The 21,411-nt window shown below is 55.0% G+C and carries 27 protein-coding genes; 12 read left to right on the top strand and 15 right to left on the bottom strand.

What is annotated here, in order from left to right; all coding sequences use genetic code 11:
- The first annotated feature begins 25 nt into the window (after positions 1-25).
- From VIJ98_RS15605 to VIJ98_RS15640, 8 genes are all read left to right on the top strand, one after another.
- A complete protein-coding gene (locus VIJ98_RS15605) occupies positions 26-505 on the top strand; it encodes a hypothetical protein (protein ID WP_323274885.1) in 480 nt (159 codons plus the stop codon).
- Positions 498-869, top strand: a complete 372-nt coding sequence (locus tag VIJ98_RS15610) for a hypothetical protein (protein ID WP_323274886.1) — start codon at positions 498-500, stop codon at positions 867-869. The genes VIJ98_RS15605 and VIJ98_RS15610 overlap by 8 nt, the downstream gene beginning before the upstream one ends.
- A complete protein-coding gene (locus tag VIJ98_RS15615) occupies positions 866-1,333 on the top strand; it encodes a hypothetical protein (RefSeq protein ID WP_323274889.1) in 468 nt (155 codons plus the stop codon). The genes VIJ98_RS15610 and VIJ98_RS15615 overlap by 4 nt, the downstream gene beginning before the upstream one ends.
- Positions 1,334-1,397: 64 nt before the next feature.
- Positions 1,398-1,637 (top strand): hypothetical protein, encoded by a 240-nt coding sequence (locus VIJ98_RS15620; RefSeq protein ID WP_323274891.1) that lies wholly within the window; start codon positions 1,398-1,400, stop codon positions 1,635-1,637.
- A gap of 5 nt (positions 1,638-1,642) precedes the next feature.
- On the top strand, positions 1,643-1,849 hold the full coding sequence (locus VIJ98_RS15625; RefSeq protein WP_222182513.1) for a hypothetical protein: 207 nt from the start codon (positions 1,643-1,645) through the stop codon (positions 1,847-1,849).
- Positions 1,846-2,421 (top strand): hypothetical protein, encoded by a 576-nt coding sequence (locus VIJ98_RS15630; RefSeq protein ID WP_323274893.1) that lies wholly within the window; start codon positions 1,846-1,848, stop codon positions 2,419-2,421. The genes VIJ98_RS15625 and VIJ98_RS15630 overlap by 4 nt, the downstream gene beginning before the upstream one ends.
- Before the next feature lie 45 nt (positions 2,422-2,466).
- Positions 2,467-2,778 carry a hypothetical protein gene (locus tag VIJ98_RS15635; protein ID WP_323274895.1) on the top strand — a complete coding sequence of 104 codons (312 nt, stop codon included), beginning with the start codon at positions 2,467-2,469 and terminating at the stop codon, positions 2,776-2,778.
- Positions 2,779-2,952: 174 nt separating this feature from the next.
- Positions 2,953-3,129, top strand: a complete 177-nt coding sequence (locus VIJ98_RS15640; protein ID WP_323274897.1) for a helix-turn-helix domain-containing protein — start codon at positions 2,953-2,955, stop codon at positions 3,127-3,129.
- Here the strand turns inward: VIJ98_RS15640 and VIJ98_RS15645 are convergent.
- From VIJ98_RS15645 to cysG, 10 genes are all read right to left on the bottom strand, one after another.
- Positions 3,113-4,312, bottom strand: a complete 1,200-nt coding sequence (locus VIJ98_RS15645; protein ID WP_323274899.1) for a phage integrase central domain-containing protein — start codon at positions 4,310-4,312, stop codon at positions 3,113-3,115. The two genes, VIJ98_RS15640 and VIJ98_RS15645, sit on opposite strands and share 17 nt — an antisense overlap.
- Positions 4,313-4,464: 152 nt before the next feature.
- Positions 4,465-5,508, bottom strand: coding sequence for a tRNA pseudouridine(13) synthase TruD (gene truD / locus VIJ98_RS15650; RefSeq protein ID WP_323274900.1), 1,044 nt, complete (start codon positions 5,506-5,508; stop codon positions 4,465-4,467).
- Positions 5,505-5,987, bottom strand: a complete 483-nt coding sequence (gene ispF, locus VIJ98_RS15655; RefSeq protein WP_061719965.1) for a 2-C-methyl-D-erythritol 2,4-cyclodiphosphate synthase — start codon at positions 5,985-5,987, stop codon at positions 5,505-5,507. Before ispF ends, truD begins: the two co-directional genes overlap by 4 nt.
- Positions 5,987-6,703: a 2-C-methyl-D-erythritol 4-phosphate cytidylyltransferase gene (ispD, locus tag VIJ98_RS15660; RefSeq protein ID WP_312663232.1), complete on the bottom strand. Its 717-nt coding sequence runs from the start codon at positions 6,701-6,703 to the stop codon at positions 5,987-5,989. The genes ispF and ispD overlap by 1 nt, the downstream gene beginning before the upstream one ends.
- Before the next feature lie 3 nt (positions 6,704-6,706).
- The gene (gene ftsB, locus VIJ98_RS15665; protein ID WP_007893240.1) at positions 6,707-7,024 is read right to left on the bottom strand and encodes a cell division protein FtsB; all 318 of its coding nucleotides are present in this window, start codon (positions 7,022-7,024) and stop codon (positions 6,707-6,709) included.
- A 171-nt stretch (positions 7,025-7,195) separates the two neighbouring features.
- The gene (locus VIJ98_RS15670; protein WP_008104547.1) at positions 7,196-7,516 is read right to left on the bottom strand and encodes a DUF3561 family protein; all 321 of its coding nucleotides are present in this window, start codon (positions 7,514-7,516) and stop codon (positions 7,196-7,198) included.
- Positions 7,517-7,571: 55 nt separating this feature from the next.
- Entirely contained in the window at positions 7,572-8,177 is a 606-nt protein-coding gene (gene cysC, locus VIJ98_RS15675; protein ID WP_008104549.1) for an adenylyl-sulfate kinase, read from the bottom strand.
- Positions 8,177-9,604, bottom strand: a complete 1,428-nt coding sequence (gene cysN / locus VIJ98_RS15680; RefSeq protein ID WP_323274906.1) for a sulfate adenylyltransferase subunit CysN — start codon at positions 9,602-9,604, stop codon at positions 8,177-8,179. Before cysN ends, cysC begins: the two co-directional genes overlap by 1 nt.
- Before the next feature lie 10 nt (positions 9,605-9,614).
- Positions 9,615-10,523, bottom strand: coding sequence for a sulfate adenylyltransferase subunit CysD (cysD, locus tag VIJ98_RS15685; protein WP_007893231.1), 909 nt, complete (start codon positions 10,521-10,523; stop codon positions 9,615-9,617).
- Between the two features lie 9 nt (positions 10,524-10,532).
- Positions 10,533-11,948, bottom strand: coding sequence for a siroheme synthase CysG (cysG, locus tag VIJ98_RS15690; RefSeq protein WP_323274908.1), 1,416 nt, complete (start codon positions 11,946-11,948; stop codon positions 10,533-10,535).
- A gap of 248 nt (positions 11,949-12,196) precedes the next feature.
- Here cysG and VIJ98_RS15695 point away from each other — a divergent pair, with 248 nt between their 5' ends.
- Both VIJ98_RS15695 and VIJ98_RS15700 read left to right on the top strand, forming a co-directional pair.
- The gene (locus VIJ98_RS15695; protein ID WP_323274910.1) at positions 12,197-13,222 is read left to right on the top strand and encodes an aminopeptidase; all 1,026 of its coding nucleotides are present in this window, start codon (positions 12,197-12,199) and stop codon (positions 13,220-13,222) included.
- Between the two features lie 9 nt (positions 13,223-13,231).
- On the top strand, positions 13,232-13,516 hold the full coding sequence (locus VIJ98_RS15700; RefSeq protein ID WP_008104557.1) for a YciI family protein: 285 nt from the start codon (positions 13,232-13,234) through the stop codon (positions 13,514-13,516).
- Positions 13,517-13,581: 65 nt separating this feature from the next.
- Here the strand turns inward: VIJ98_RS15700 and VIJ98_RS15705 are convergent, their stop codons facing one another.
- The 3 genes from VIJ98_RS15705 to cysJ are packed head-to-tail and all read right to left on the bottom strand — an operon-like array spanning position 13,582 to position 17,839.
- On the bottom strand, positions 13,582-14,316 hold the full coding sequence (locus VIJ98_RS15705) for a phosphoadenylyl-sulfate reductase (protein ID WP_323274913.1): 735 nt from the start codon (positions 14,314-14,316) through the stop codon (positions 13,582-13,584).
- A complete protein-coding gene (cysI, locus tag VIJ98_RS15710) occupies positions 14,313-16,037 on the bottom strand; it encodes an assimilatory sulfite reductase (NADPH) hemoprotein subunit (RefSeq protein WP_323274915.1) in 1,725 nt (574 codons plus the stop codon). The genes VIJ98_RS15705 and cysI overlap by 4 nt, the downstream gene beginning before the upstream one ends.
- Positions 16,037-17,839 (bottom strand): NADPH-dependent assimilatory sulfite reductase flavoprotein subunit, encoded by a 1,803-nt coding sequence (gene cysJ / locus VIJ98_RS15715; protein ID WP_323274917.1) that lies wholly within the window; start codon positions 17,837-17,839, stop codon positions 16,037-16,039. The genes cysI and cysJ overlap by 1 nt, the downstream gene beginning before the upstream one ends.
- Positions 17,840-18,131: 292 nt before the next feature.
- Between cysJ and queD the strand changes: the two genes are divergently transcribed.
- The gene (gene queD, locus VIJ98_RS15720) at positions 18,132-18,494 is read left to right on the top strand and encodes a 6-carboxytetrahydropterin synthase QueD (protein ID WP_155726973.1); all 363 of its coding nucleotides are present in this window, start codon (positions 18,132-18,134) and stop codon (positions 18,492-18,494) included.
- A gap of 129 nt (positions 18,495-18,623) precedes the next feature.
- Positions 18,624-19,223 (top strand): inorganic diphosphatase, encoded by a 600-nt coding sequence (locus VIJ98_RS15725; RefSeq protein WP_008104567.1) that lies wholly within the window; start codon positions 18,624-18,626, stop codon positions 19,221-19,223.
- Positions 19,224-19,288: 65 nt separating this feature from the next.
- Here the strand turns inward: VIJ98_RS15725 and queE are convergent, their stop codons facing one another.
- Both queE and eno read right to left on the bottom strand, forming a co-directional pair.
- Positions 19,289-19,960: a 7-carboxy-7-deazaguanine synthase QueE gene (gene queE / locus VIJ98_RS15730; RefSeq protein ID WP_323274919.1), complete on the bottom strand. Its 672-nt coding sequence runs from the start codon at positions 19,958-19,960 to the stop codon at positions 19,289-19,291.
- A gap of 149 nt (positions 19,961-20,109) precedes the next feature.
- Positions 20,110-21,408, bottom strand: a complete 1,299-nt coding sequence (gene eno / locus VIJ98_RS15735; RefSeq protein ID WP_008104571.1) for a phosphopyruvate hydratase — start codon at positions 21,406-21,408, stop codon at positions 20,110-20,112.
- Positions 21,409-21,411: the final 3 nt, after the last annotated feature.

The following is a 21,411-nucleotide window of genomic DNA, read 5'->3' on the forward strand; positions in this document are numbered from 1 at the left end:
GGCTGGCGAATGAGGGGAAAGATTGATGAGTGAAGCAACTAAATACAGCGTTGTCATTAAGAACGGAACATACCACCTCGCAGAAAGTGACGGTGGCACCTTGGTGCTTGTTGATGACTACGCCGCCCTGCAGCAGAAGCAGGAAGAAACAGAAGCTCTGATGTACGCAATGCGCCATGACATGCGGGAATCGCGCGAGAATATGGAAGCGATGCTGGCGGAGAATGCTGAGATTAAATCAGGAATCGCAGATATCACTTTCATGCGAGATGATGATTTCTTCGCCTCTACGCAGGAAGCGCAGCGAGTGATGGGTAACCTGGTCAACATCAAAACACCGGCTACTGACACCATCCTCAACGAGGTGCGGGCAGAGGGAGCTCAGCTTTGCATTGATGCTATCGTAACTTCTGGTAGTGATGACTTTATTGATGCGCCCAATATTTGTGCTGATGTTGTGCGCCAACTCCGCGCCAGCAGCGCCGAAGGAGCCACCAATGACTAACCAGCAACTAAAAGCACATTGCGAAGACGTTATCGCCAATCCGCAAGACCATCTGGATTGGGTGGTGGATATGGCGAGAGTGGCGCTGGCGAGTCTGGAGGCGGTGCCAGTAGCCTATGCTGATGCAAAAGCTATCATGCGGATGTTAGATGGCGGAACGCGATTCTTCACGGCGTTCCCGGGAACATCAAAAACAAAAAGCATACCAGTATTCATTGACGTACCAGTGCCAGAACTGAAGCCGATTGAGTTGCCGAAAGAAACCGGTCAAATTGGCAACGATTTCTGGTTAGGTGAAATGAATATGCGGTCTGCTTTCATTCAATCTATCCGCGCCGCCGGTTACGAGGTTAAATCATTATGACCGAAGAGCAGAAGCAGGCGCTAATACATGAGCTGGAAAGTCGCAGAGCCATTATGCGCATTGATAGCGACAAGTTATGGGAATATGACTGGTTTTCGGATGAAGCTTACCGCATCGCACTTGCCGCACTCACCCAACCTACAAGCCCGGATTTGAAGTTGCCTGATGAAGCCTCTCTCAGGGATGCATGTCACGCTGTAGCAAATGCTACGCATGAATCACGAGTGGGTTCCTACCAGGATGGATGGATCGCATGCATTGCCGAAGTCAAGCGCCTCAATGCCCCACACACAGCACCAATAGAGCCTATATGTGCCACAGGTGGTACAGAGTGGGTTAAGGTGCCGCGCGAGCCTACACGGCAGATGATGTCACAAGGTCACTTTGCAATGGCTGGAACTGACAGAGGTAAGTTTCGTCGCATTTATCAGGCCATGATTGCTGCAGCGCCTCAGCCCGAATAGCCCAACCCCGAATAAATCCCAATGCCGCGAAAGCGGTTTTTTTGTGCCTGTACATGGAGGATGCATGATTAACACTGATTACCCTGGCGAGCTGAGAACCAATCTGGTTTCTGCTGTTAAGGGTTGCTTTGCCGATTGCGCTGACCAAAGCGAGCTTTACATCGCCGGAAACTGCATCGTTGAAATTCTCTCTGCGCTATCCATGAGCGATCAAGAACTGGTTTCTGTGCTTCAGGATGCATCAGGTGATGCTGCTGAGGTAGACGAATACATCGATAAAATGATTTCCAATATCACGGAGTAATCGCTATGTCTGACGAACTCGACCAAGCCTCAGAACTCGAAATGCTCAACACGCAGATTGCGCTGGCTAACCGGCAGAGGCCGACCATGACATTCACCGGAGCCTGCCACTACTGCGAGGAGAAAGTGGATAAGGGCTTCTTCTGCTGCCCTGAATGCAAAGATGATTATGAGCGCATTGAGCGTGCAGCTAAGCACCGGAGGGCGGCATGAAGCTGATTGATTTGTTAGTGCGTGAATTACCTAAGCATGGCGGATGGCCTAGAGGGGCCGTAGAGTGTGAGCGATTCGTTGATGAATCCAATATAGATTTTTATGACCATTATGGAAACTGGGATGATGACTGCTCTGAAAAATACGGAGCAAACTTTGCCCAGGAATGTGCCAGAGAGAAGGGATATTCAGGTGAAAAAGAAAGGGTCAGCCGTGAGGAATACGAAGATTCCATCGCAGCATTGAAACAGCCAGTATGGAATGGGTATGGTTTGCCGCCAGTTGGTTGTGAATGTGAGTTTCAGAACTTTAGTGACTCGCCATGGACTCAAGTTCGAGTTATTCACTATAACGGTGATGAAGTTTGGCTAGAGCCTTTGAATGGCGCGCAAAGTTTCGTACTTGGCAACCCCGAAGGTTTTCGCCCAATCCGTACCGAAGCAGAGCGCAAACGTGATGAGGCTATCTCAGCAATGAGAGAATCACTTGGTCATGCAGCAGGGCTTATTGAGGTTGCCAATATTTATCGCGCTATCGCCGCTGGCAAAATCCCCCACATCACCCTGAAGTAACCCCCACCCAATTAACCTTTATCGCGCTCTGCGTGAGGAGTTGTTATGTCTGATGAAGAGCTTCTGGAGAACGCGGCCATAGCTGCGGGGCATCGAACTTTCGGATTTGATGCCTTAGGAAGCGCCCTGATTGACCCGGTCATTTACACGCCTTGGAACCCGCTGACCAAAACTGCTGATGCCATGGTGCTTGCTCACCAGATGGATATGAAAATCACTTATGGAGAGAAGGTCATCCTGATTTCTGAGCCTAATGGCGCCGCAAGCAAGGTCATTGATGTCGATTGCAATGACATTGAATGGCTGACAAGAAAGGCGATTACCCACCTGGCCGCGTATGTTGGTGCAAACATGTGACCACCACCTGCGAAGACATCACCCCGGCTGAGGTCATCATCGATTTCAGCCTTCTCGCTGCAGTAATCATCGCTTTTATCCTCGGCAGACCACCTAAGGAGTGAGTGTGGCTATATGGTCACATTTTCTCTGATTGGGTGGGATTGTTGCTATATACCGACATTGGAGAATTTTATGGAACGCTTACTCAGTGTTAAAGCTGTGTGCGTGGCGCTGGATATGCATCGCGCCACTGTTTATCGCAAGGTAAAGGCAGGAGAGCTGGACCCTCCGCTGAAGGACGGCCGCCGGACCAAATGGCCGGAATCCAGCATCGTGAAGTATCAGCAAAGCCTCAAGCGTGCGGCATGAAGCCGCAAAGCCAGTCATCGTACACCTGCATCATCTCCCTTCTCTCCTTCAAGTACTCGGCGTGGTTATATGCAGCGACAACGCGATTTCCTTCAGCGTGCGCAAGCTGCTTTTCTATGACTTCACGCCGGTATCCCATCTCATACAGCGTCGTGGAGGCGGTAGCCCTGAAATCGTGGCTGGTGATGAACTTTGGCGGGAAGCCGAGGTATTCAATGGCGCGATTGATGGTGCTGTCGCCCAGCGGCTCATTCGGCTTGTAAACGCCGGGAACCATCAGCGGATTTTCTCCGCAAACTGCTTTCAATTGCTCAAATAGTTTTTTCGACGTGGAAGTGAGTGGCACCGAGTGCGATCGCTTCATCTTCATCCGTTCTGCCGGAATCACCCACAGGTCGTCATTGAAGTTTACTTCTGACCAAAGGCCGCGCCGCAACTCACCCTGCCGGACAAAGGTGAACGGCAAAATCATCAGCGCAAGCCGCGTCTGCGGATATCCGGGGAAATCGATGAGCGCTTTGAAATACTGGCGCAGCTCGTCACCGGTAAGGCATCGGGAATTGTGGGTTTTGGGAGGAATGATTGCGCCCTTAAGTGCGGCGGCGGGGTCTACTTCAGCCCTGAGCGTTGCAACGGCATAGCAGAATATCGCTGAGCACCATTGCCTCACCTTTAAAGCAGAAGATGCCGATCCGCGCTTTTCCATGCCCCTCAGCACAGCCAGAATTTCGTGCGCCGTGACTTCACGGATCGGCTTATTACCAAAAACCGGATAACAATTTATCTTGAGGAACTGCTCTACCTGCTCGCATGTGCCGGCAGTCCAGTTTGGGCGCTTACGCTCAATCCACTCTTTGGCGACCAGTTCAAACGTATTAGACGCCTCAGCCAGGTTCTGTTGCTTTTCCTTTTTGCGCACGTCCGTAGGGTTAAGTCCGCGCTTTACCTGCTCTCTCGCCCACTCACGCTCACGGCGAGCATCGGACAAAGAGACGGACGGGTATTCACCAATGGTGTATCTTCCGTCTTTGGTCGACGTCAGCCAGTAGCGATAGCGCCAGAACTTTGCACCGGATGCGCGAACCTCAAGGTAAAGGCCTTGACCATCCTGAAGCGTGTACGGTTTTTCCTGCGGGCGTGCTGTTTTAACTTTCGTGTCTGTGAGTGGCATACCGGATAACATAGAAAATGGATCGTGTTATCCGGCAGGTTGTCCGGTTTATAGTGCGCTGTCAAGAATCACCCTGCGACACTGCGCGACAAACAACTCAGCAATGGCGGGAGTTTAGATTGGTGGTTGCGACATACTGCAACACAACGCAACCAAAGTGCTGATTACTCAGCAATATCCGCATCGTTACCTTCTTGTTGGAGAAGCTCACGCACCACGCTGGTGGCAAAACTGCCGGCGGGCAGCCAGAACTGCATCTCCAGCGTCACATCATCCCACCATTCCCAGCGCAGATCCTTTGGCACCACCAGCATTGCACGGCGTGCGGCATCAACGCGCTCGCGCTCAAGCAGTGTAATCAATTCTTCTGCGCCTGCCAGGCTCTGCTGCTCAAAAAACAGCGCGTCACCTTGCGGACCCGGATCGCCGCGACCCGGCAGCGGCGCAGTAATACGCAGTTGATGATTATCAACGCGCTGCTGCACGTCAGGCAACTCTTCCGCCTGCGCCACAAACCAGCTTCCGCGACCGGCCAGCTGCATCGCATCGCCTACCTGCACCACATCCAGAGTGCCATCACGCTGCAAACGCGCGCTGGTCACCTGATTAAACAGATGGCTGCGGGTCGCTGACAACAGCAAACCTTTCATATTGCGATCGCGCGGACGAAATGTCTCTTTCGCCCACTGTTTCGCCTGCGTCAGGTTGTTGCCGCCGCGACCAAAGCGCTGCTCACCAAAGTAGTTCGGCACGCCGCGCTGTTGAATCAGTTGCAAACGTGCGTCGACTTCACGGCGATTGGAAATCTGACGCACCACTAAGCGGAACGCATTGCCCGCCAGCGCGCCGGTACGCAGTTTACGCTTGTGGCGAATTACCTGCAGGATCTCAACCCCTTCCAGCTGGAATCCCGCCAGATTCGGCATGCCATTGCCGGGCACGCGGAAACAGAGCGTTTGTTCGGTCACTGCATGACGATCTTTCATGCCGGCATAGCTGAGATCGCGCACCGGCACGCCAAGAAATTTGGCAATGGCTTCGGCGACAAAGCGCGTATTGCAGCCAATTTTACGGATGCGCACCAGCAACTGCTCGCCTTCGCCATCGTAGGGATAGCCGAGATCTTCAATCACCACAAAATCTTCGGGATTGGCTTTGATAACGCCGGTGGCTGCGGGCACGCCGTGCAGGTAATGCAGCTTACTCATGCCTGATCGGCCTTTATCAGCAACGCTACCGCTTCACAGGCAATACCTTCGCCACGACCGGTGAAGCCGAGCTTTTCGGTGGTAGTGGCTTTGACGTTTACGTCGTCCATATGGCATCCGAGATCTTCGGCGATATTGACGCGCATCTGCGGCACATGCGGCAACATTTTCGGTGCCTGCGCAATGATGGTCACATCGACGTTACCGATGCGATAGCCTTTCAGCTGGATTCGACGCCAGGCTTCACGCAGTAAACCGCGGCTGTCAGCGCCTTTAAACGCCGGATCGGTATCCGGGAATAACTTGCCGATATCGCCCATCGCTACCGCGCCGAGTAAAGCATCGGTCAACGCATGCAGCGCCACGTCACCATCAGAATGGGCAATAAAACCGTGTTCGAAGGGAATACGCACCCCGCCAATCACTAACGGACCTTCGCCGCCAAAAGCGTGAACGTCAAAACCGTGACCGATACGCATCATGCGCTCTCCTGTAACTGAATCTGGGTAAGATAGAAGGCCGCCAGCGCCAGATCTTCTGGCCGCGTCACCTTAATATTGTCGCTACGTCCGCTCACCAACAGCGGGTGATAACCGCAATACTCCAGCGCAGACGCTTCATCGGTAATGGTAGCGCCTTCATGGAGTGCGCGCGTCAGGCAAGCAGTGAGCAGTTGATGCGGGAAAAATTGCGGCGTTAACGCGTGCCATAAATCCTCGCGTTCAACGGTGTGAGCAATGGCGGTTTTGCCGGGTTCGGCGCGCTTCATGGTGTCGCGCACCGGCGCGGCTAGAATCCCGCCAACCTTGCTGTATTCGCGTACCGCTAACAGGCGCGCTAAATCGTCCGGATGCAGGCAAGGACGCGCGGCGTCATGCACCAGCACCCATTCGCTGTGTTGAATGGCATTTAAGCCCGCCAGCACCGATTCGGCGCGCGTGTCGCCACCGGTCACTCTGAGAATGCGGGAATCCTGCGCCAGCGGCAGTGAGTCGAACCAGCCATCGTCATTGCTGACCGGCACAATCACCTGTTTTACCGCAGGATGTGCCAGCAGACGTGCGACGCTGTGTTCAAGAAGGGTGAATTGACCAATGGTCAGATACTGTTTTGGGCAGGCAGCCTGCATACGGCTGCCCACACCTGCGGCGGGCACCACGGCAATCACATCCGCAAGGATCGGGCGCTTGTTCATGGCTTATCGTTGTTGATTTTGCGCAGCTTGTTGCGCGTTACGTTTGTTCTGGTCTGGCACCAGACGATAGAAAGTCTCACCGGGCTTAATCATGCCCAGTTCATTACGTGCGCGTTCTTCGATCGCTTCAGAGCCGCCATTGAGATCGTCAATTTCGGCGAATAGCTGATCGTTACGCGCTTTAAGCTTGGCGTTATTCGCCTGTTGTGACGCGACGTCTTCGTTGACGCGCGTATAGTCATGAATACCGTTCTTACCCAGCCACAGGGAATATTGAAGCCATCCCAGCAGCACGAGTAGCAGTAACGTCAGTTTTCCCATCCCCGCCCCCTGAAAAACGGCCCAATCATCCCATAACTTGACGCTGGACTCCACAGCGGCGGCGAAAATGCCGCGCACGGGCGTTTAGCTGGACAAATAATGCCAGAGTAGAAGGCGAGACGGCAGGTAAAGTTTTGTAACCTGCCGATGCGTTTGCACATCAGCTGGGCGTTACCAACCAGAGAGAAATGAGAACAGCAGCCAGAACAGGCATATCACCACCATCGCTGTGGCGATACCGCTCCAGAATAAGTGAGTGCGGATCATCAGGCTGAGCACGATGCCAATCAGCACCGAAACCGGCAGCAGCGCGAGGAAGAATGGCCAGGTGTAGAGGAAGAAGAACAGCGTGTTGGAGCCGTAGAGCATGAACGGAATCGCCAGCGCGCACCAGTACGAGAGAAAGCCAAACACGCCGCCCGGCAGTGACGAGCGAGGCTCATCCGGGGTGCGTTCATCTTTGCGGGCTAGCATGGGCGTTACGTTCTGCATAGAGGTCCTGTTGACGCTAAGCGCGGCAAACCCAGAGGGATTTGCCGCTGTCGGTTCAGGATCTGATGATATCGCGGTGACGCAGCAGGTCTAATAATTGGCCGGCGAGTTTTGTAACCAATTGTTCGCCATCAAGGTGGATTTCCGGGGCGTCTGGCGCCTCGTAAACGCTATCGATGCCGGTGAAATTACGCAGCTCACCGGCACGGGCTTTTTTGTACAAACCTTTGGGATCGCGCGCTTCGCACACCGCCAACGGCGTATCGACAAACACTTCGATAAACTGCCCTTCCGCGAGCAGATCGCGCACCATATTACGTTCAGCGCGATGCGGCGAGATAAAGGCGGTCAACACCACTAAACCGGCATCGACCATCAGTTTCGCCACTTCGCCGACGCGGCGAATGTTCTCTTTACGATCGTCATCGCTGAAGCCGAGGTCACGGCACAAGCCGTGACGCACGTTGTCGCCATCCAGCAGATAGGTATTCACCCCCGCCCGATGCAGCGCCTGCTCCAGCGCGCCGGCCACGGTAGATTTCCCCGAGCCGGACAGCCCGGTGAACCACAGCACCACGCCTTGATGGCCGTGCTGCTGTTCGCGCTCCTCGCGCGTTACCGGATGATCGTGCCACACCACGTTTTCATCGTGCTGCGCCATTACTTGCCACCCAGCAGATCGCGCGCGTTCCAGTGTGGGAAGTGACGACGTACCAGCGCGTTCAGTTCCAGCTCGAAATCGCTGAGCTGGCCCGCTTGTGCACGCACATCGGTTAGCGGCTGATTGATCATGCCCGCGCCAACCGTCACGTTGCTTAGGCGATCGATAAAGATCATGCCGCCGGTCACCGGATTCTGGCGATAAGCGTCCAGCACCATCGGTTCGTCAAAGGTCAGCTCGACCAAACCGATACCGTTAAGCGGCAGGCTGTCCACCGTGCGCTTCTCCAGCGAATTGATCTCCACCTGATGGATCACTTTCTCAACGCGTGCGCGGGTTTTCTTACCGGCGATCTTCACTTCGTAACTTTGGCCCGGCTGCAGCGGCTGTTCCGCCATCCATACCACGTCAACGTTGGCGGATTGCACCGCCTGCAGTTCAGCTTCCGCATCCACCAGCAGATCGCCACGGCTGATGTCGATCTCATCTTTCAGCACCAGCGTAATCGCTTCACCGGCGCCCGCTTCAGGCAGGTCGCCATCAAAGGTGACGATGCGCGAAACGGTGGATTCCACGCCTGAAGGCAGTACTTTCACGCGCTGGCCGACTTTCACCACGCCCGAAGCCAGCGTACCGGCATAACCACGGAAATCGAGGTTAGGACGGTTGACATACTGCACCGGGAAACGCATCGGCTGATGATCCACCACGCGGTTCAGTTCAACCGTTTCCAACACGTCGAGCAGCGTTGGGCCGCTGTACCACGGCATGGTGACGCTTGGCGTTGCCACGTTATCGCCTTCCAGCGCCGACATCGGCACAAAGCGAATATCGAGGTCTTCCGGCAGCTGCGCAGCGAAATCGAGGTAATCCTGTTTGATCTGCTCGAAGGTCTCTTGCTTGTACTCCACCAGATCCATCTTATTGATGGCGACCACCAGATGCTTGATGCCCAGCAGCGTGGAGATAAAGCTGTGACGACGCGTCTGATCCAGCACGCCTTTACGCGCATCGATCAGCAGGATCGCCAAATCGCAGGTCGATGCGCCGGTCGCCATGTTGCGGGTGTACTGCTCGTGTCCCGGCGTATCGGCAATAATAAATTTGCGCTTCTCGGTGGAGAAGTAGCGATACGCCACATCGATAGTGATGCCCTGCTCGCGCTCGGCCTGCAAGCCATCAACCAGTAACGCCAGATCCAGTTTCTCGCCCTGGGTGCCGTGACGTTTGCTGTCGTTGTGCAGCGAGGAGAGCTGATCTTCATAAATTTGACGCGTGTCGTGCAGCAAGCGACCAATCAAGGTACTTTTGCCGTCGTCGACGCTACCGCAGGTGAGGAAACGCAGCAGGCTTTTATGTTGTTGCGCGGTCAGCCAGGCTTCTACGCCGCCCTGATCGGCAATCTGTTGTGCAATAACGGTATTCATCTGCGTCTCCTTAGAAATAACCCTGACGTTTCTTCATTTCCATCGAACCGGCCTGGTCGCGGTCAATCACGCGGCCCTGGCGTTCACTGGTGGTGGAGACCAGCATCTCTTCAATAATTTCCGGCAGCGTCTGCGCCTCTGATTCCACCGCGCCGGTCAGCGGCCAGCAGCCGAGGGTACGGAAACGCACCATACGCTGTTTGATCACTTCGCCTGGCTGCAGATCGATACGGTCGTCATCGATCATCATCAGCATGCCATCACGCTCCAGCACCGGACGCGGCGCCGCGAGATACAGCGGCACGATCTCGATATTCTCGAGGAAGATGTACTGCCAGATATCCAGCTCGGTCCAGTTGGAGAGCGGGAACACGCGAATGCTTTCGCCTTTGTTAATCTGGCCGTTGTAGTTGTGCCACAGCTCAGGACGCTGATTTTTTGGGTCCCAGCGGTGGAAGCGATCGCGGAAGGAGTAGATACGCTCTTTCGCGCGCGACTTCTCTTCATCACGACGCGCGCCGCCAAAGGCCGCATCAAAGCCGTATTTGTTCAGCGCCTGCTTCAGGCCTTCGGTTTTCATGATGTCGGTGTGCTTGGCGCTGCCGTGGACGAACGGGTTGATGCCCATCGCCACGCCTTCCGGGTTGCGATGCACCAGCAGCTCCGCGCCCATCGCTTTCACGGTGCGATCGCGGAACTCGTACATTTCACGGAATTTCCAGCCGGTATCAACATGCAGCAGCGGAAACGGCAGCGTGCCCGGATAGAAGGCTTTGCGCGCCAGATGCAGCATGACCGAGGAGTCTTTACCGATGGAGTACATCATCACCGGATTGCTGAACTCGGCCGCCACCTCGCGGATGATATGGATACTCTCTGCCTCCAGCTGGCGCAGATGAGTAAGTCGATTTTGGTCCATAATTTTTCCTCAAGCCAAATTGACAACGGCGGACTCGCGAGCCCCCTGCTGTGCCGAATGTTGGAACCAGGCCAATTGCCCGTGCAAATTCACTACTTCGCCAATCACTAACAGTGCTGGCGTGGGCGCGGCGGCTGCCAGCGCTTCCAGTTGATCTAAGGTTCCGGTCAGCACCTGCTGATCCTGACGCGTACCGCGCCCAATCACCGCCACCGGCGTGGAGGCGGCGCGGCCATGTTCGATAAGCCCGGCAGCGATTTCTGCTGCTTTCACCGTGCCCATATAAATCGCTAAGGTTTGACGTGCGCGCGCCAGCGACGGCCAATCAATGCCGTCGCCATCAGCGCGGCAGTGACCAGTAATAAACAGCACGCTCTGCGCGTGGTCGCGATGGGTTAGCGGGATACCGGCATAGGCGGTTGCGCCTGCCGCCGCGGTGATGCCCGGCACCACCTGGAACGGAATGCCCGCCGCCTGCGCCGCCTGCAGCTCTTCGCCACCACGACCAAAGATAAACGGATCGCCGCCTTTCAAGCGCACCACGCGTTTTCCCTGTTGCGCCAGCGTCACCAGCATCTGATTGGTCTCTTCCTGCGGCACCGAATGTGCACCGGCACGTTTACCGACGCAGATGCGGTCGGCATCGCGGCGCACCAGTTCCAGCACTTCGTCGCTGACCAGATGGTCATACAGCACCACATCGGCCAGTTGCATCACCTGCAAGCCACGCAGCGTCAGCAAACCGCTGTCGCCCGGACCGGCGCCCACCAGCGTGATTTCACCCTGATTGTCGCTGTCGTTCTCCAGTTCGTGATCCAGCGTGCGTCGCGCTTCATTGACGTTGCCCGCCGCCATTTGGCTGGCGAACAGACCATTAAAGGCGCGTTCCCAGAAACGGCGGCGTTCAGACATGCGGTGATAGCGCTGCTTCACCTTGTCGCGCCACTGCCCAGCCACTTCCGCCATCTGTCCGAGATTGGCCGGCAGCAAGGCTTCAATTTTTTCACGCAGCAAGCGCGCTAACACCGGCGCGGTGCCGCTGGAAGAGATCGCCACCACCAGCGGTGAACGGTCAACAATCGACGGGAAGATAAAGCTGCATTTCGGCTGATCGTCCACCACGTTCACCAGCTTGTGGCGCGCGTTGGCGGCATCGAACACCTGCGCGTTCAGCGCGTTGTCATCGGTAGCGGCAATCACAAGGAACACGCCATCCAGCTGCGCCGGATCGAAGCTGTGGGCGATCCATTCAATCGCCTCAATTTCCAGCAGCGCCTGCAACTCATGACCGAGTTCGCGTGCGGCGACCAGCACGCGCGCGCCGGCACGCCGCAGCAGTTCTATTTTGCGCGCAGCGATTTCGCCACCGCCGACAACCAGCACCGGACGGCTTTTGAGATCGGCAAAGAGAGGCAGATAATCCACGTTAACCTTGCTAGTTTTACAATAAGTTAACGCGACTATACGTCCCGCCCTTCGGACAGATGAAATTACGAATTGGAATGAGTAGTTACCGAATGGAATAACGACCCAGGATTGCTGATAACATTTTGTGCTTAACAAATGATATTGCTGGTGTTTCGGAGCAAATCAAATTGTGCAAGCGTCATCACAGTTTCATACTAGCTCGGAATTTTTTTAGCATCACTGGATGTCAGAAAAGGACTATCACTATGTTTGCCACTTTCCGCCGCTGCGTGCTGGCAGCACTGCTTGCGGGCGGTTTGCCTTTCTTCGCTCAGGCTGCGAGCACTTCCACCGCGCCGGGGCATTTTGCCGAACAGCAATTACGCCATATCGCCACCTATTTTCCCGGCCGCATGAGCGGAAGCCCGGCCGAGTTGCTGACTGCCGATTATCTGCAACAGCAGTTCAGCCAGTTGGGATATCAGAGTAATACCCGCCAGTTCAAAACCAGCTATAACTGGCTGGAGAAAAAGGGCGAGAGCCGCACGCACAAAGTCACGGCCACCTCGGTGATTGCCGCGCGTGCCGGTGAAGTGCCGCAGGAGATCCTGATCGTTACGCATCTGGATACCTGGACACCTCTCAGCCGCCATGAAGCGGATAACAATCTCGGCGGCCTGCGTTTGCAGGGCGTGGATGACAATGCCTCCGGGCTGGGCGTGATGCTGGAGCTGGCGCAGGCACTGAGTAAGACGCCGCTGCATTACGGCGTGCGCTTTGTGGCGCTGAGCGCCGGTGAAGCCGGTTTGCACGGCATGGATGATTATCTGGCGCGCATGAGCGTGCAGGAGAAAAAAAACACGCTGCTGGTGATCGATCTGAATAGCCTGATCGTTGGCGATCTTCTCTACTTTAATAGCGGCATCAATACGCCATCGGCGGTACGCAAGCAGACCAGCGCGCGCGCCGTGCAGCTGGCGCACCGCTACGGCATCTCAGCGGCCAGCCACGCGATGACTGCACGCGATTATCCCGGCGTGAACCCGTTCGATAAAGCCGGCATGCCATTGCTGGATGTCACCGCCGCCAACTGGGCGCTGGGCAACAAAGATGGGCAGCAACAGCGCACGCGCTCCAGCCACTTCCCGACAGGCAATGTGCGCCATCAAACCGAGCACGATAACCTCAACTATCTCGATCACTGGCTGCCAGGCCGCATCACGCAACGCACGCGTGACAGCGTGAAGATTCTGCTGCCGCTGCTAACCGAGCTCGCTAATCCGACAACCTGAGGATTCACTATGTACGTGGTATATCTGAACTATTTTCGTCCGGTAGAAGAAGTGGAAGCGTTACTCGACCCACATGTTGCGTGGCTTAATCGCTATTTTGACAGCGGCGTATTTATTGCGGCAGGACGTAAAGATCCGCGCACCGGCGGCGTGTTGCTGGTGAAGGATATTGATCGTGCGCGGCTGGATACCATTCTGGCGGAAGATCCGTTTGTGGCAGTGGCGCATTATGAAGTTACAAAAGTGAATGTGACGCGTGCGGCGGAAGAGTTTGCGGTGTTGAAAGGGATTTGATTAAAAAGGAGCGCATGAATGCGCTCCCTACGTTGTAGGGTCGGCATTTATGCCGACCTGGTCAATCAACCCTCATGCAACCCGCATTCGCGCTTCAGGCCGAAGAAGCGCGTCTCTTCTTCTGCCATGCCCGGCTCCCACTTTTTGGTGGTATGCGTATCGCCCACTGACAGATAACCTTCATCCCACAGCGGATGGTATTTCAATCCGTGCTTGGTCAGATATTGATGCACCTGACGGTTATCCCAATCAATGATCGGCAGAATCTTGAACACGCCGCGCTGCACCGCCAGCACCGGCAAGCTGGCGCGACTGCCAGATTGATCGCGGCGCAGGCCAGCAAACCAGGTTTGCGCGCCCAGCGTTTCCAGCGCGCGGTTCATCGGTTCCACTTTGTTGATCTGGTTGTACTGCTCAATCCCTTCGACGCCCTGCTCCCACAGTTTGCCGTAACGTGCTTCCTGCCATGCCGCTGAGGTATCAGCACGGAAAATCTGCAGGTTGAGATTGAGCTTATCGGTCAGCTCATCAATGAAGCGATAGGTTTCCGGGAACAGATAACCGGTATCGGTCAGGATCACCGGAATGTCCGGCTTCTGCTGCGTCACCATATGCAGCAAAACCGCCGCCTGAATACCAAAGCTGGATGACAGCACAAATGCGCCTGGCAGCTGTTTTAATGCCCAGCCCACACGTTGTTCAGCGGAGAGTTTCTCCAGCTGCACGTTGCTTTCAGCCAGCGCCATAATGCGGTCAACTTTTGATGAACCATTCAGTGCTGCGAGATCGAGTACCGTCATACTGCCTCCGAGTCCCAGAAATCACGGGCGGGATCAACCACGGCTTTAATGATGCCGGTGCGAATCACGAAGTCGCCAAAGCCTTCATCGGCCTGACGCTCGGTTGCCCAGCGCGCCACTAGCTCATCAATGCTGGCAAGGATTTCGCCTTCGTTGATGTTCTCGCGGTACATGCGTGGGATGCGTGTGCCTTCGCGGTTTCCGCCAATGTGTAAGTTGTAACGGCCCGGCGCTTTGCCCACCAGACCTAACTCCGCCAGCAAAGCACGGCCACAACCATTTGGGCAACCGGTAACGCGTAACACTATGTGCTCTTCGCCGACGCCGTGCTTGTGCATGATCTCTTCCACTTTGGTGACGAACGACGGCAGGAAGCGCTCGGCTTCGGCCATCGCCAGCGGACAGGTCGGAAACGCCACACATGCCATGGAGTTTTCACGCTGCGGCGTAACCGCTTCCATCAAACCGTGTTCACGGGCGATGGCTTCGATCTGCGTTTTTTGCTTCTCCGGCACGCCAGCCACAATCAGGTTCTGGTTGGCGGTCAGGCGGAAATCGCCCTGATGCACTTTCGCGATTTCAGCGATGCCGCGTTTCAGCGGACGGCCAGGATAATCCAGCAGACGGCCGTTCTCGATGAACAGCGTCAGGTGCCACTTCTTATCGATGCCTTTCACCCAGCCAATACGGTCGCCGCGCGAAGTGAACGCATACGGACGAATCGGTTCGAATGTCAGACCGGCACGCTTTTCCACTTCTGCTTTGAAGGTCTCAACGCCGACGCGTTCCAGCGTGTACTTGGTCTTGGCATTTTTACGATCGGTACGGTTACCCCAATCGCGCTGCGTAGTGACGACAGCGGCCGCCACGTCGAGGATCTTCTCAACCGGCAGGAAACCAAACTCGCTCGCGGTGCGCGCGTAGGTCGCTTTGTTGCCGTGATCAATCGACAAGCCGCCGCCAACCAGCAGGTTAAAGCCAATCAGCTTGCCCTTCTCGGCGATGGCGATGAAGTTCAGGTCATTGGCGTGCAGATCGACATCGTTATGCGGCGGCACCACAACGGTGGTTTTGAATTTACGCGGCAGATAGGTTTCGCCAAGAATCGGCTCTTTATCTGTGGTCGCGACCTTCTCTTTGTCCCACCAGATTTCAGCGTAAGCGCGGGTTTGCGGCAGCAGATGCTCTGACAGCTTTTTCGCCCATTCGTACGCTTCCTGATGCAGCTCTGATTCCACCGGATTCGAGGTGCACAGCACGTTACGGTTAACGTCGTTGGCGGTCGCCAGCGCATCCAGCCCGACTTCGTGCAGCATCTGGTGCGTCGGCTTCACGTTCTTCTTCAGAATGCCGTGAAACTGGAAAGTCTGACGGTTAGTCAAACGGATGCTGCCGTAAATGGTTTTATCGGTGGCGAATTTATCAATCGCCAGCCACTGCGTTGGCGTGATAATTCCGCCCGGCAGACGGCAGCGCAGCATCATGGCATGACGCGGTTCGAGTTTCTGCGCTGCACGCTCGGCACGAATATCGCGGTCATCCTGCTGGTACATGCCGTGGAAACGGATCAGCAGGAAGTTGTCGCCGGTGAAGCCGCCGGTCAGACCATCGTCGAGATCGTCGAGGATGGTGCCGCGCAGGTAGTTGCTCTGTTTTTTCAGACGCTCAGCGTCGACCAGCTTGCCTTCAACGACCAGCGGTCCAGGATGTTTTTCGCTCATTAGTAAACGTCTCGCTGATAACGGCGCTCAATGCGCAGCTCACTTAAAAATTCGTCAGCCGTTTCACGATCCATGCCGCCGTGTTCGACCACCACATCCAGTAATGCCTGCTCAACGTCTTTCGCCATACGATTGGCGTCGCCGCAGACGTAAAGGTGCGCGCCTTCCTGTAACCAGCTCCACACCTCCGCACCTTTGGCGCGGATTTTATCTTGTACGTAAATTTTCTCGGCCTGATCGCGCGACCATGCCAAATCAATATTGGTCAGCAGGCCATCTTTGACGTACTTCTGCCACTCCACCTGATAGAGGAAATCATCGGTGAAGTGCGGGTTGCCGAAGAACAGCCAGTTTTTACCGCCTGCGCCATCGTTGTCACGCTGCTGCATAAAGGAACGGAACGGCGCGATGCCGGTACCCGGACCAATCATGATCACTGGCGTTTCCGGATTAGCCGGTAAGCGGAAGTTATCGTTGTGCTCGATGAAGACGCGGATTTCGCCATCCTCTTCGATACGATCCGCTAACCAGGTTGAGGCGCCGCCGCCGCGCTGGCGACCGTCAATTTCAAAGCGCACCGCACCCACGGTGATGTGCACTTCGGTTTCGTTCTCCGCCTGTGATGAGGCAATGGAATACAGGCGCGGCGTCAGCGGACGCAGCAGGCCAGCTAATTGTTCGGCATTCAGTTCTGTCGGTGCCTGACGCACCATATCGACAATCGGGAAGCTCTGCGCATAGCTCTGCAGCTTCGGCTTGTCACCGGCCAGCGCCAGCAACGCGTCATTGCGGGACAGCGCCGCATACTGCTCAACGATTTGTGGCGTGTTGACCGTCAGCTCGAAATGCGTTTTCAGCGCTTCAGCCAGCGGCAAAGTTTTGCCCTGCACCTCTACCGGCTCGTCACCTTTCAGCCACACCAGCTGCAGCAATTCCTGCACCAGCTCGTCATCGTTTTCAAACCACACGCCCAGCGCATCGCCCGGCTGGTAGCGCAGGCCAGAATCGCCAAGGTCGATCTCAATGTGACGTACATCTTTATCCGAATCGCGTCCGGTGATCTTCTGGTTTGCCGCAAAGCTGGCCACCAGCGGCTCTTCTTTGGTGTACGGACTGCTGTCGACCAGATTGACGCTACCCGCCGCAATAACGGCGGCCTGGGCTGGCGATTGGCTCGGCACACGCGCTTTCAGAATCTCGGTGATCTGCTGACGCCACGCGTTCGCCTGATCTTTGTATTCAACATCGGCATCCACACGATCCAGCAGACGCTCAGCACCCAGCTCAGCCAGACGCTCATCAAAGTCTTTACCGGCTTTACTGAAAAACTCATAAGAGGTATCGCCAAGGCCGAACACCGCAAACGCGGTGCCCTCAAACTTCGGCGCTTTCTTCGACAGCAGGAACTTGTGCAGCGCCACGGCTTCTTCCGGTGGCTCGCCCTCGCCTTGCGTGGAGGTGACAACCACCAGCAGCTTTTCCTGACCGATCTGCTTGAATTTATAATCGCCGGCATTAACCAGATTGACGCTCAGCTTGGCAGCCAGCAGGTCGTCACGCAGCTGCTCAGCCAGGCGACGCGCGTTACCGGTCTGCGAGGCGGAGATCAGCGTGATGGTCGGGGTTTCTGCCTGAACCGGCGCTGGTGCGGCAACCGCACCCGGCGTCTGATTGACCATGCCCCAGAAATAGCCGGAGAGCCAGGCCATCTGAGTGGTGTTGAAATCCGTGGTCGCCGCCTGTAAGCGCGCGAGTTGCTCCGGTGATAACGGAAGCAGTGAACCTGGTGCCTGAGTCGTCATTGCGTTAAAAATTCCAGTGTCAGAAGTCCGGATCAATATGTTGCGAAAGAATGCGTAGGTTACCGGGCTGTATATTAACGATTAAATACGCCTTCGACATATTAAATAACCAAAATGACTAAGTGGTTTTTCGGGTAAAGTTAACCAGCAAAAGTGGTAAATGAAGGCGATGTGATTCAATGAGTTAATTAAGCGTTTGCCTTGAGAAGGCGCAAAATGCCCTTTTCGTTGCCAGCGGGTGCGAAAAATCTGCAATTCAGGTAGACTTCAGCGGTTTTTAAGTCTGAGAGCCATTATGTCTACCACGTTATTTAAAGAGTTCCAGTTCGAATCTGCCCACCGCTTACCTCACGTGCCGGAAGGCCACAAATGTGGGCGTTTGCACGGCCATTCGTTCCTGGTGCGATTAGAAATTACCGGCGAAGTGGATGCGCATACCGGTTGGGTAATGGATTTTGCCGAACTGAAGGCGAAGTTTAAGCCGCTGTATGAACGCCTCGATCATCACTATCTGAATGACATTCCGGGTTTAGAAAACCCTACCAGTGAAGTGCTGGCAAAATGGATTTGGGATCAGATGAAGCCGATTCTGCCGGAATTGAGCGCGGTGATGATTAAAGAGACCTGCACCGCCGGTTGTATCTACAAAGGTTAATTGTGTTTTCGGGCTGCGTTAGTGCAGCCTGACTTTCCTGCTATACGCTTCTTTACTTACCTTTCATCCCACTGTCATCTGTCGCCTCTACGTTGTTGTCTCCTTCATTAAAGATCAAGAGAATCAACAATGAACCTGGTAAAACGCCTTTCCCTGATTGCAGTTTTTGTTTCCGCCTCTGCCGCCGTTCAGGCGCAAAATATTCTCGATTTTCCACAACCGGATAAAGTGCCGGATGAGTTCTTTGCCGTAACCGAAATTCCAGCCGGCGGCATGATCAAATATGAAACCGACGCCAAAACCGGCTTTATTTTTGCAGACCGTTTTCAGTCAATGCCGGTTGCCTATCCTGCAAACTATGGCTCGCTGACGCAGTCGCTGGCGGGAGATGGTGATCCGCTGGATGTGATTTTCTATACTCGCGCGCCGCTACAACCGGGCACGTTGATCAAACTCCGTCCGATTGGAGTGCTGAAAATGATTGATGGCGGCGAAAAGGACGACAAAATCGTCGCCGTGCCAACCAGCAAAATCGACCCAACCTACGACGACATTAAAGAGATGAGCGACCTGCCGAAGATCGAGCAAGAGCGTTTGCAGGCATTCTTCCGCGTGTATAAGCAGTTGCCGGATGGTCGGAAGAAAGTGGAGCTGAATGGTTTTGAAGATGCGGCGAAAGCCAAAACCGAAATCAAACAGGCGTTTGATGCGTACAAAGCGAAGCAGTAAAGGTTGCGGTCGCCATAAATGGCGACCCTACATATAGGGTGCGCATTTATGCGCACCAGGCCGAATTAGGCGATATTCAAATACTTGTGCGTCTGCATCGAAAGCCGCCAGTTGCGGGCGATACAGGTTTCAATACAGAGTTTGGTGGCCGCATCGCCACGACTGATGGGTTGCAGCGCCACAATGCGCTTTTTATCGTCGTGCAATCCCGCCAGCAATTCATCTAACGCTTCCACATCACGCTCACGCGCCACAGGATGCTTGATTTCATCTGCGCGCTGCAATGCCTGCGGCAATACGTCGTAGCCACCGCGCATATTCACCTTGGGTGAAACCGTCACCCAGGTCGCGTCGGAACACTGCACTTCGTGCGTGCCGCTGGTTTCGATCTGGCAGGCAAATCCCGCCGCTTCTAATTGTTCCGTCAAAGGACGCAGATCAAAAATCGCCGGTTCGCCGCCTGTGATCACCACATGACGTGCGGTCCAGCCCTGACGTTGAATGGTGTCGATCAGCATCGCCGCATCGGCGCTGCCCCACGCATCGCTTTCCACGGTTTTAATCAGAATATCGCCGAGCGAGGTCTCCCGATCCGCCCGCTTTTCCCAGGTATGTTTGGTATCACACCAGCTACAGCCCACCGGACATCCTTGTAAGCGGATGAACAGCGCCGGAACACCGGTGTAAAAACCTTCGCCCTGCAGCGTCTGGAACATTTCGTTAATCGGGTAGAACATTTTTCACTCACGTCTAAAATTTGAGGCGCAGATTATGGCAGATCTTGCGCGCCGTGTAACAGCTGCTTCGTGCCAAATAAAAGCAAAAGCCCCGCACAAGGCGGGGCTTTATTCAAACGATGCCGCCCGCAGGCAGCATACTCAGACGATTACGCCTGGCCTTTAACTTCTTTCAGACCGTTGAACGGTGCTTTGCTGCCCAGCGCTTCTTCGATACGAATCAGCTGGTTGTACTTAGCAACACGGTCAGAACGGCTCATAGAACCAGTTTTGATCTGGCCAGCTGCAGTACCTACCGCCAGGTCAGCGATGGTTGCATCTTCGGTTTCACCTGAACGGTGTGAAATCACCGCAGTGTAACCCGCATCTTTCGCCATCTTGATTGCAGCCAGAGTTTCGGTCAGTGAACCGATCTGGTTGAATTTGATCAGGATGGAGTTAGCGATGCCTTTGTCGATACCTTCTTTCAGGATCTTGGTGTTGGTTACGAACAGGTCGTCACCTACCAGCTGGAGTTTGTCGCCCAGCACTTTGGTCTGGTATGCGAAACCAGCCCAGTCAGATTCGTCCAGACCATCTTCGATAGAAACGATTGGATACTGATTAGCCAGATCTTCCAGGAAGTGCGTGAACTCTTCAGAAGTGAAGGCTTTGTTGCCTTCGCCAGCCAGCACATATTTGCCGTCTTTGTAGAATTCAGATGCTGCGCAGTCCATCGCCAGGGTGATGTCTTTGCCCAGCTCGTAGCCTGCTGCTTTTACCGCTTCAGCGATAACAGCCAGTGCTTCGGCGTTAGAACCCAGGTTTGGCGCGTAGCCACCTTCGTCACCAACAGCGGTGCTCATGCCTTTCGACTTCAGCACTTTCGCCAGGTGATGGAAGACTTCAGAACCCATGCGAATGGCTTCTTTCAGGGTTGGCGCGCCAACTGGCTGAATCATGAATTCCTGGATGTCGACGTTGTTGTCGGCGTGCTCACCACCGTTGATGATGTTCATCATTGGCAGCGGCATAGAGTATTTGCCTGGGGTGCCGTTCAGTTCAGCGATGTGTGCGTAGAGCGGCAGGCCTTTAGAGGCAGCAGCAGCTTTAGCAGCAGCCAGTGAAACCGCCAGAATGGCGTTAGCACCGAAGTTAGATTTGTTCTCAGTACCGTCCAGCTCGATCATGATCTTATCGATGTTCGCCTGGTCTTTGGCATCTTTACCGGTTACCGCGTTAGCGATTGGACCGTTAACAGCCGCAACCGCTTTGGTTACGCCTTTGCCCAGGAAACGAGATTTGTCACCGTCACGCAGCTCCAGTGCTTCGCGAGAACCGGTTGATGCACCTGATGGCGCAGCAGCCAGACCAACGAAACCGCCTTCCAGATGCACTTCTGCTTCTACAGTTGGGTTGCCACGGGAGTCGATGATTTCGCGACCGATGACTTTTACGATTTTGGACATTCG

Source organism: Pantoea sp. S18 (genome assembly GCF_045689705.1).
Lineage (GTDB): Bacteria > Pseudomonadota > Gammaproteobacteria > Enterobacterales > Enterobacteriaceae > Pantoea > Pantoea symbiotica.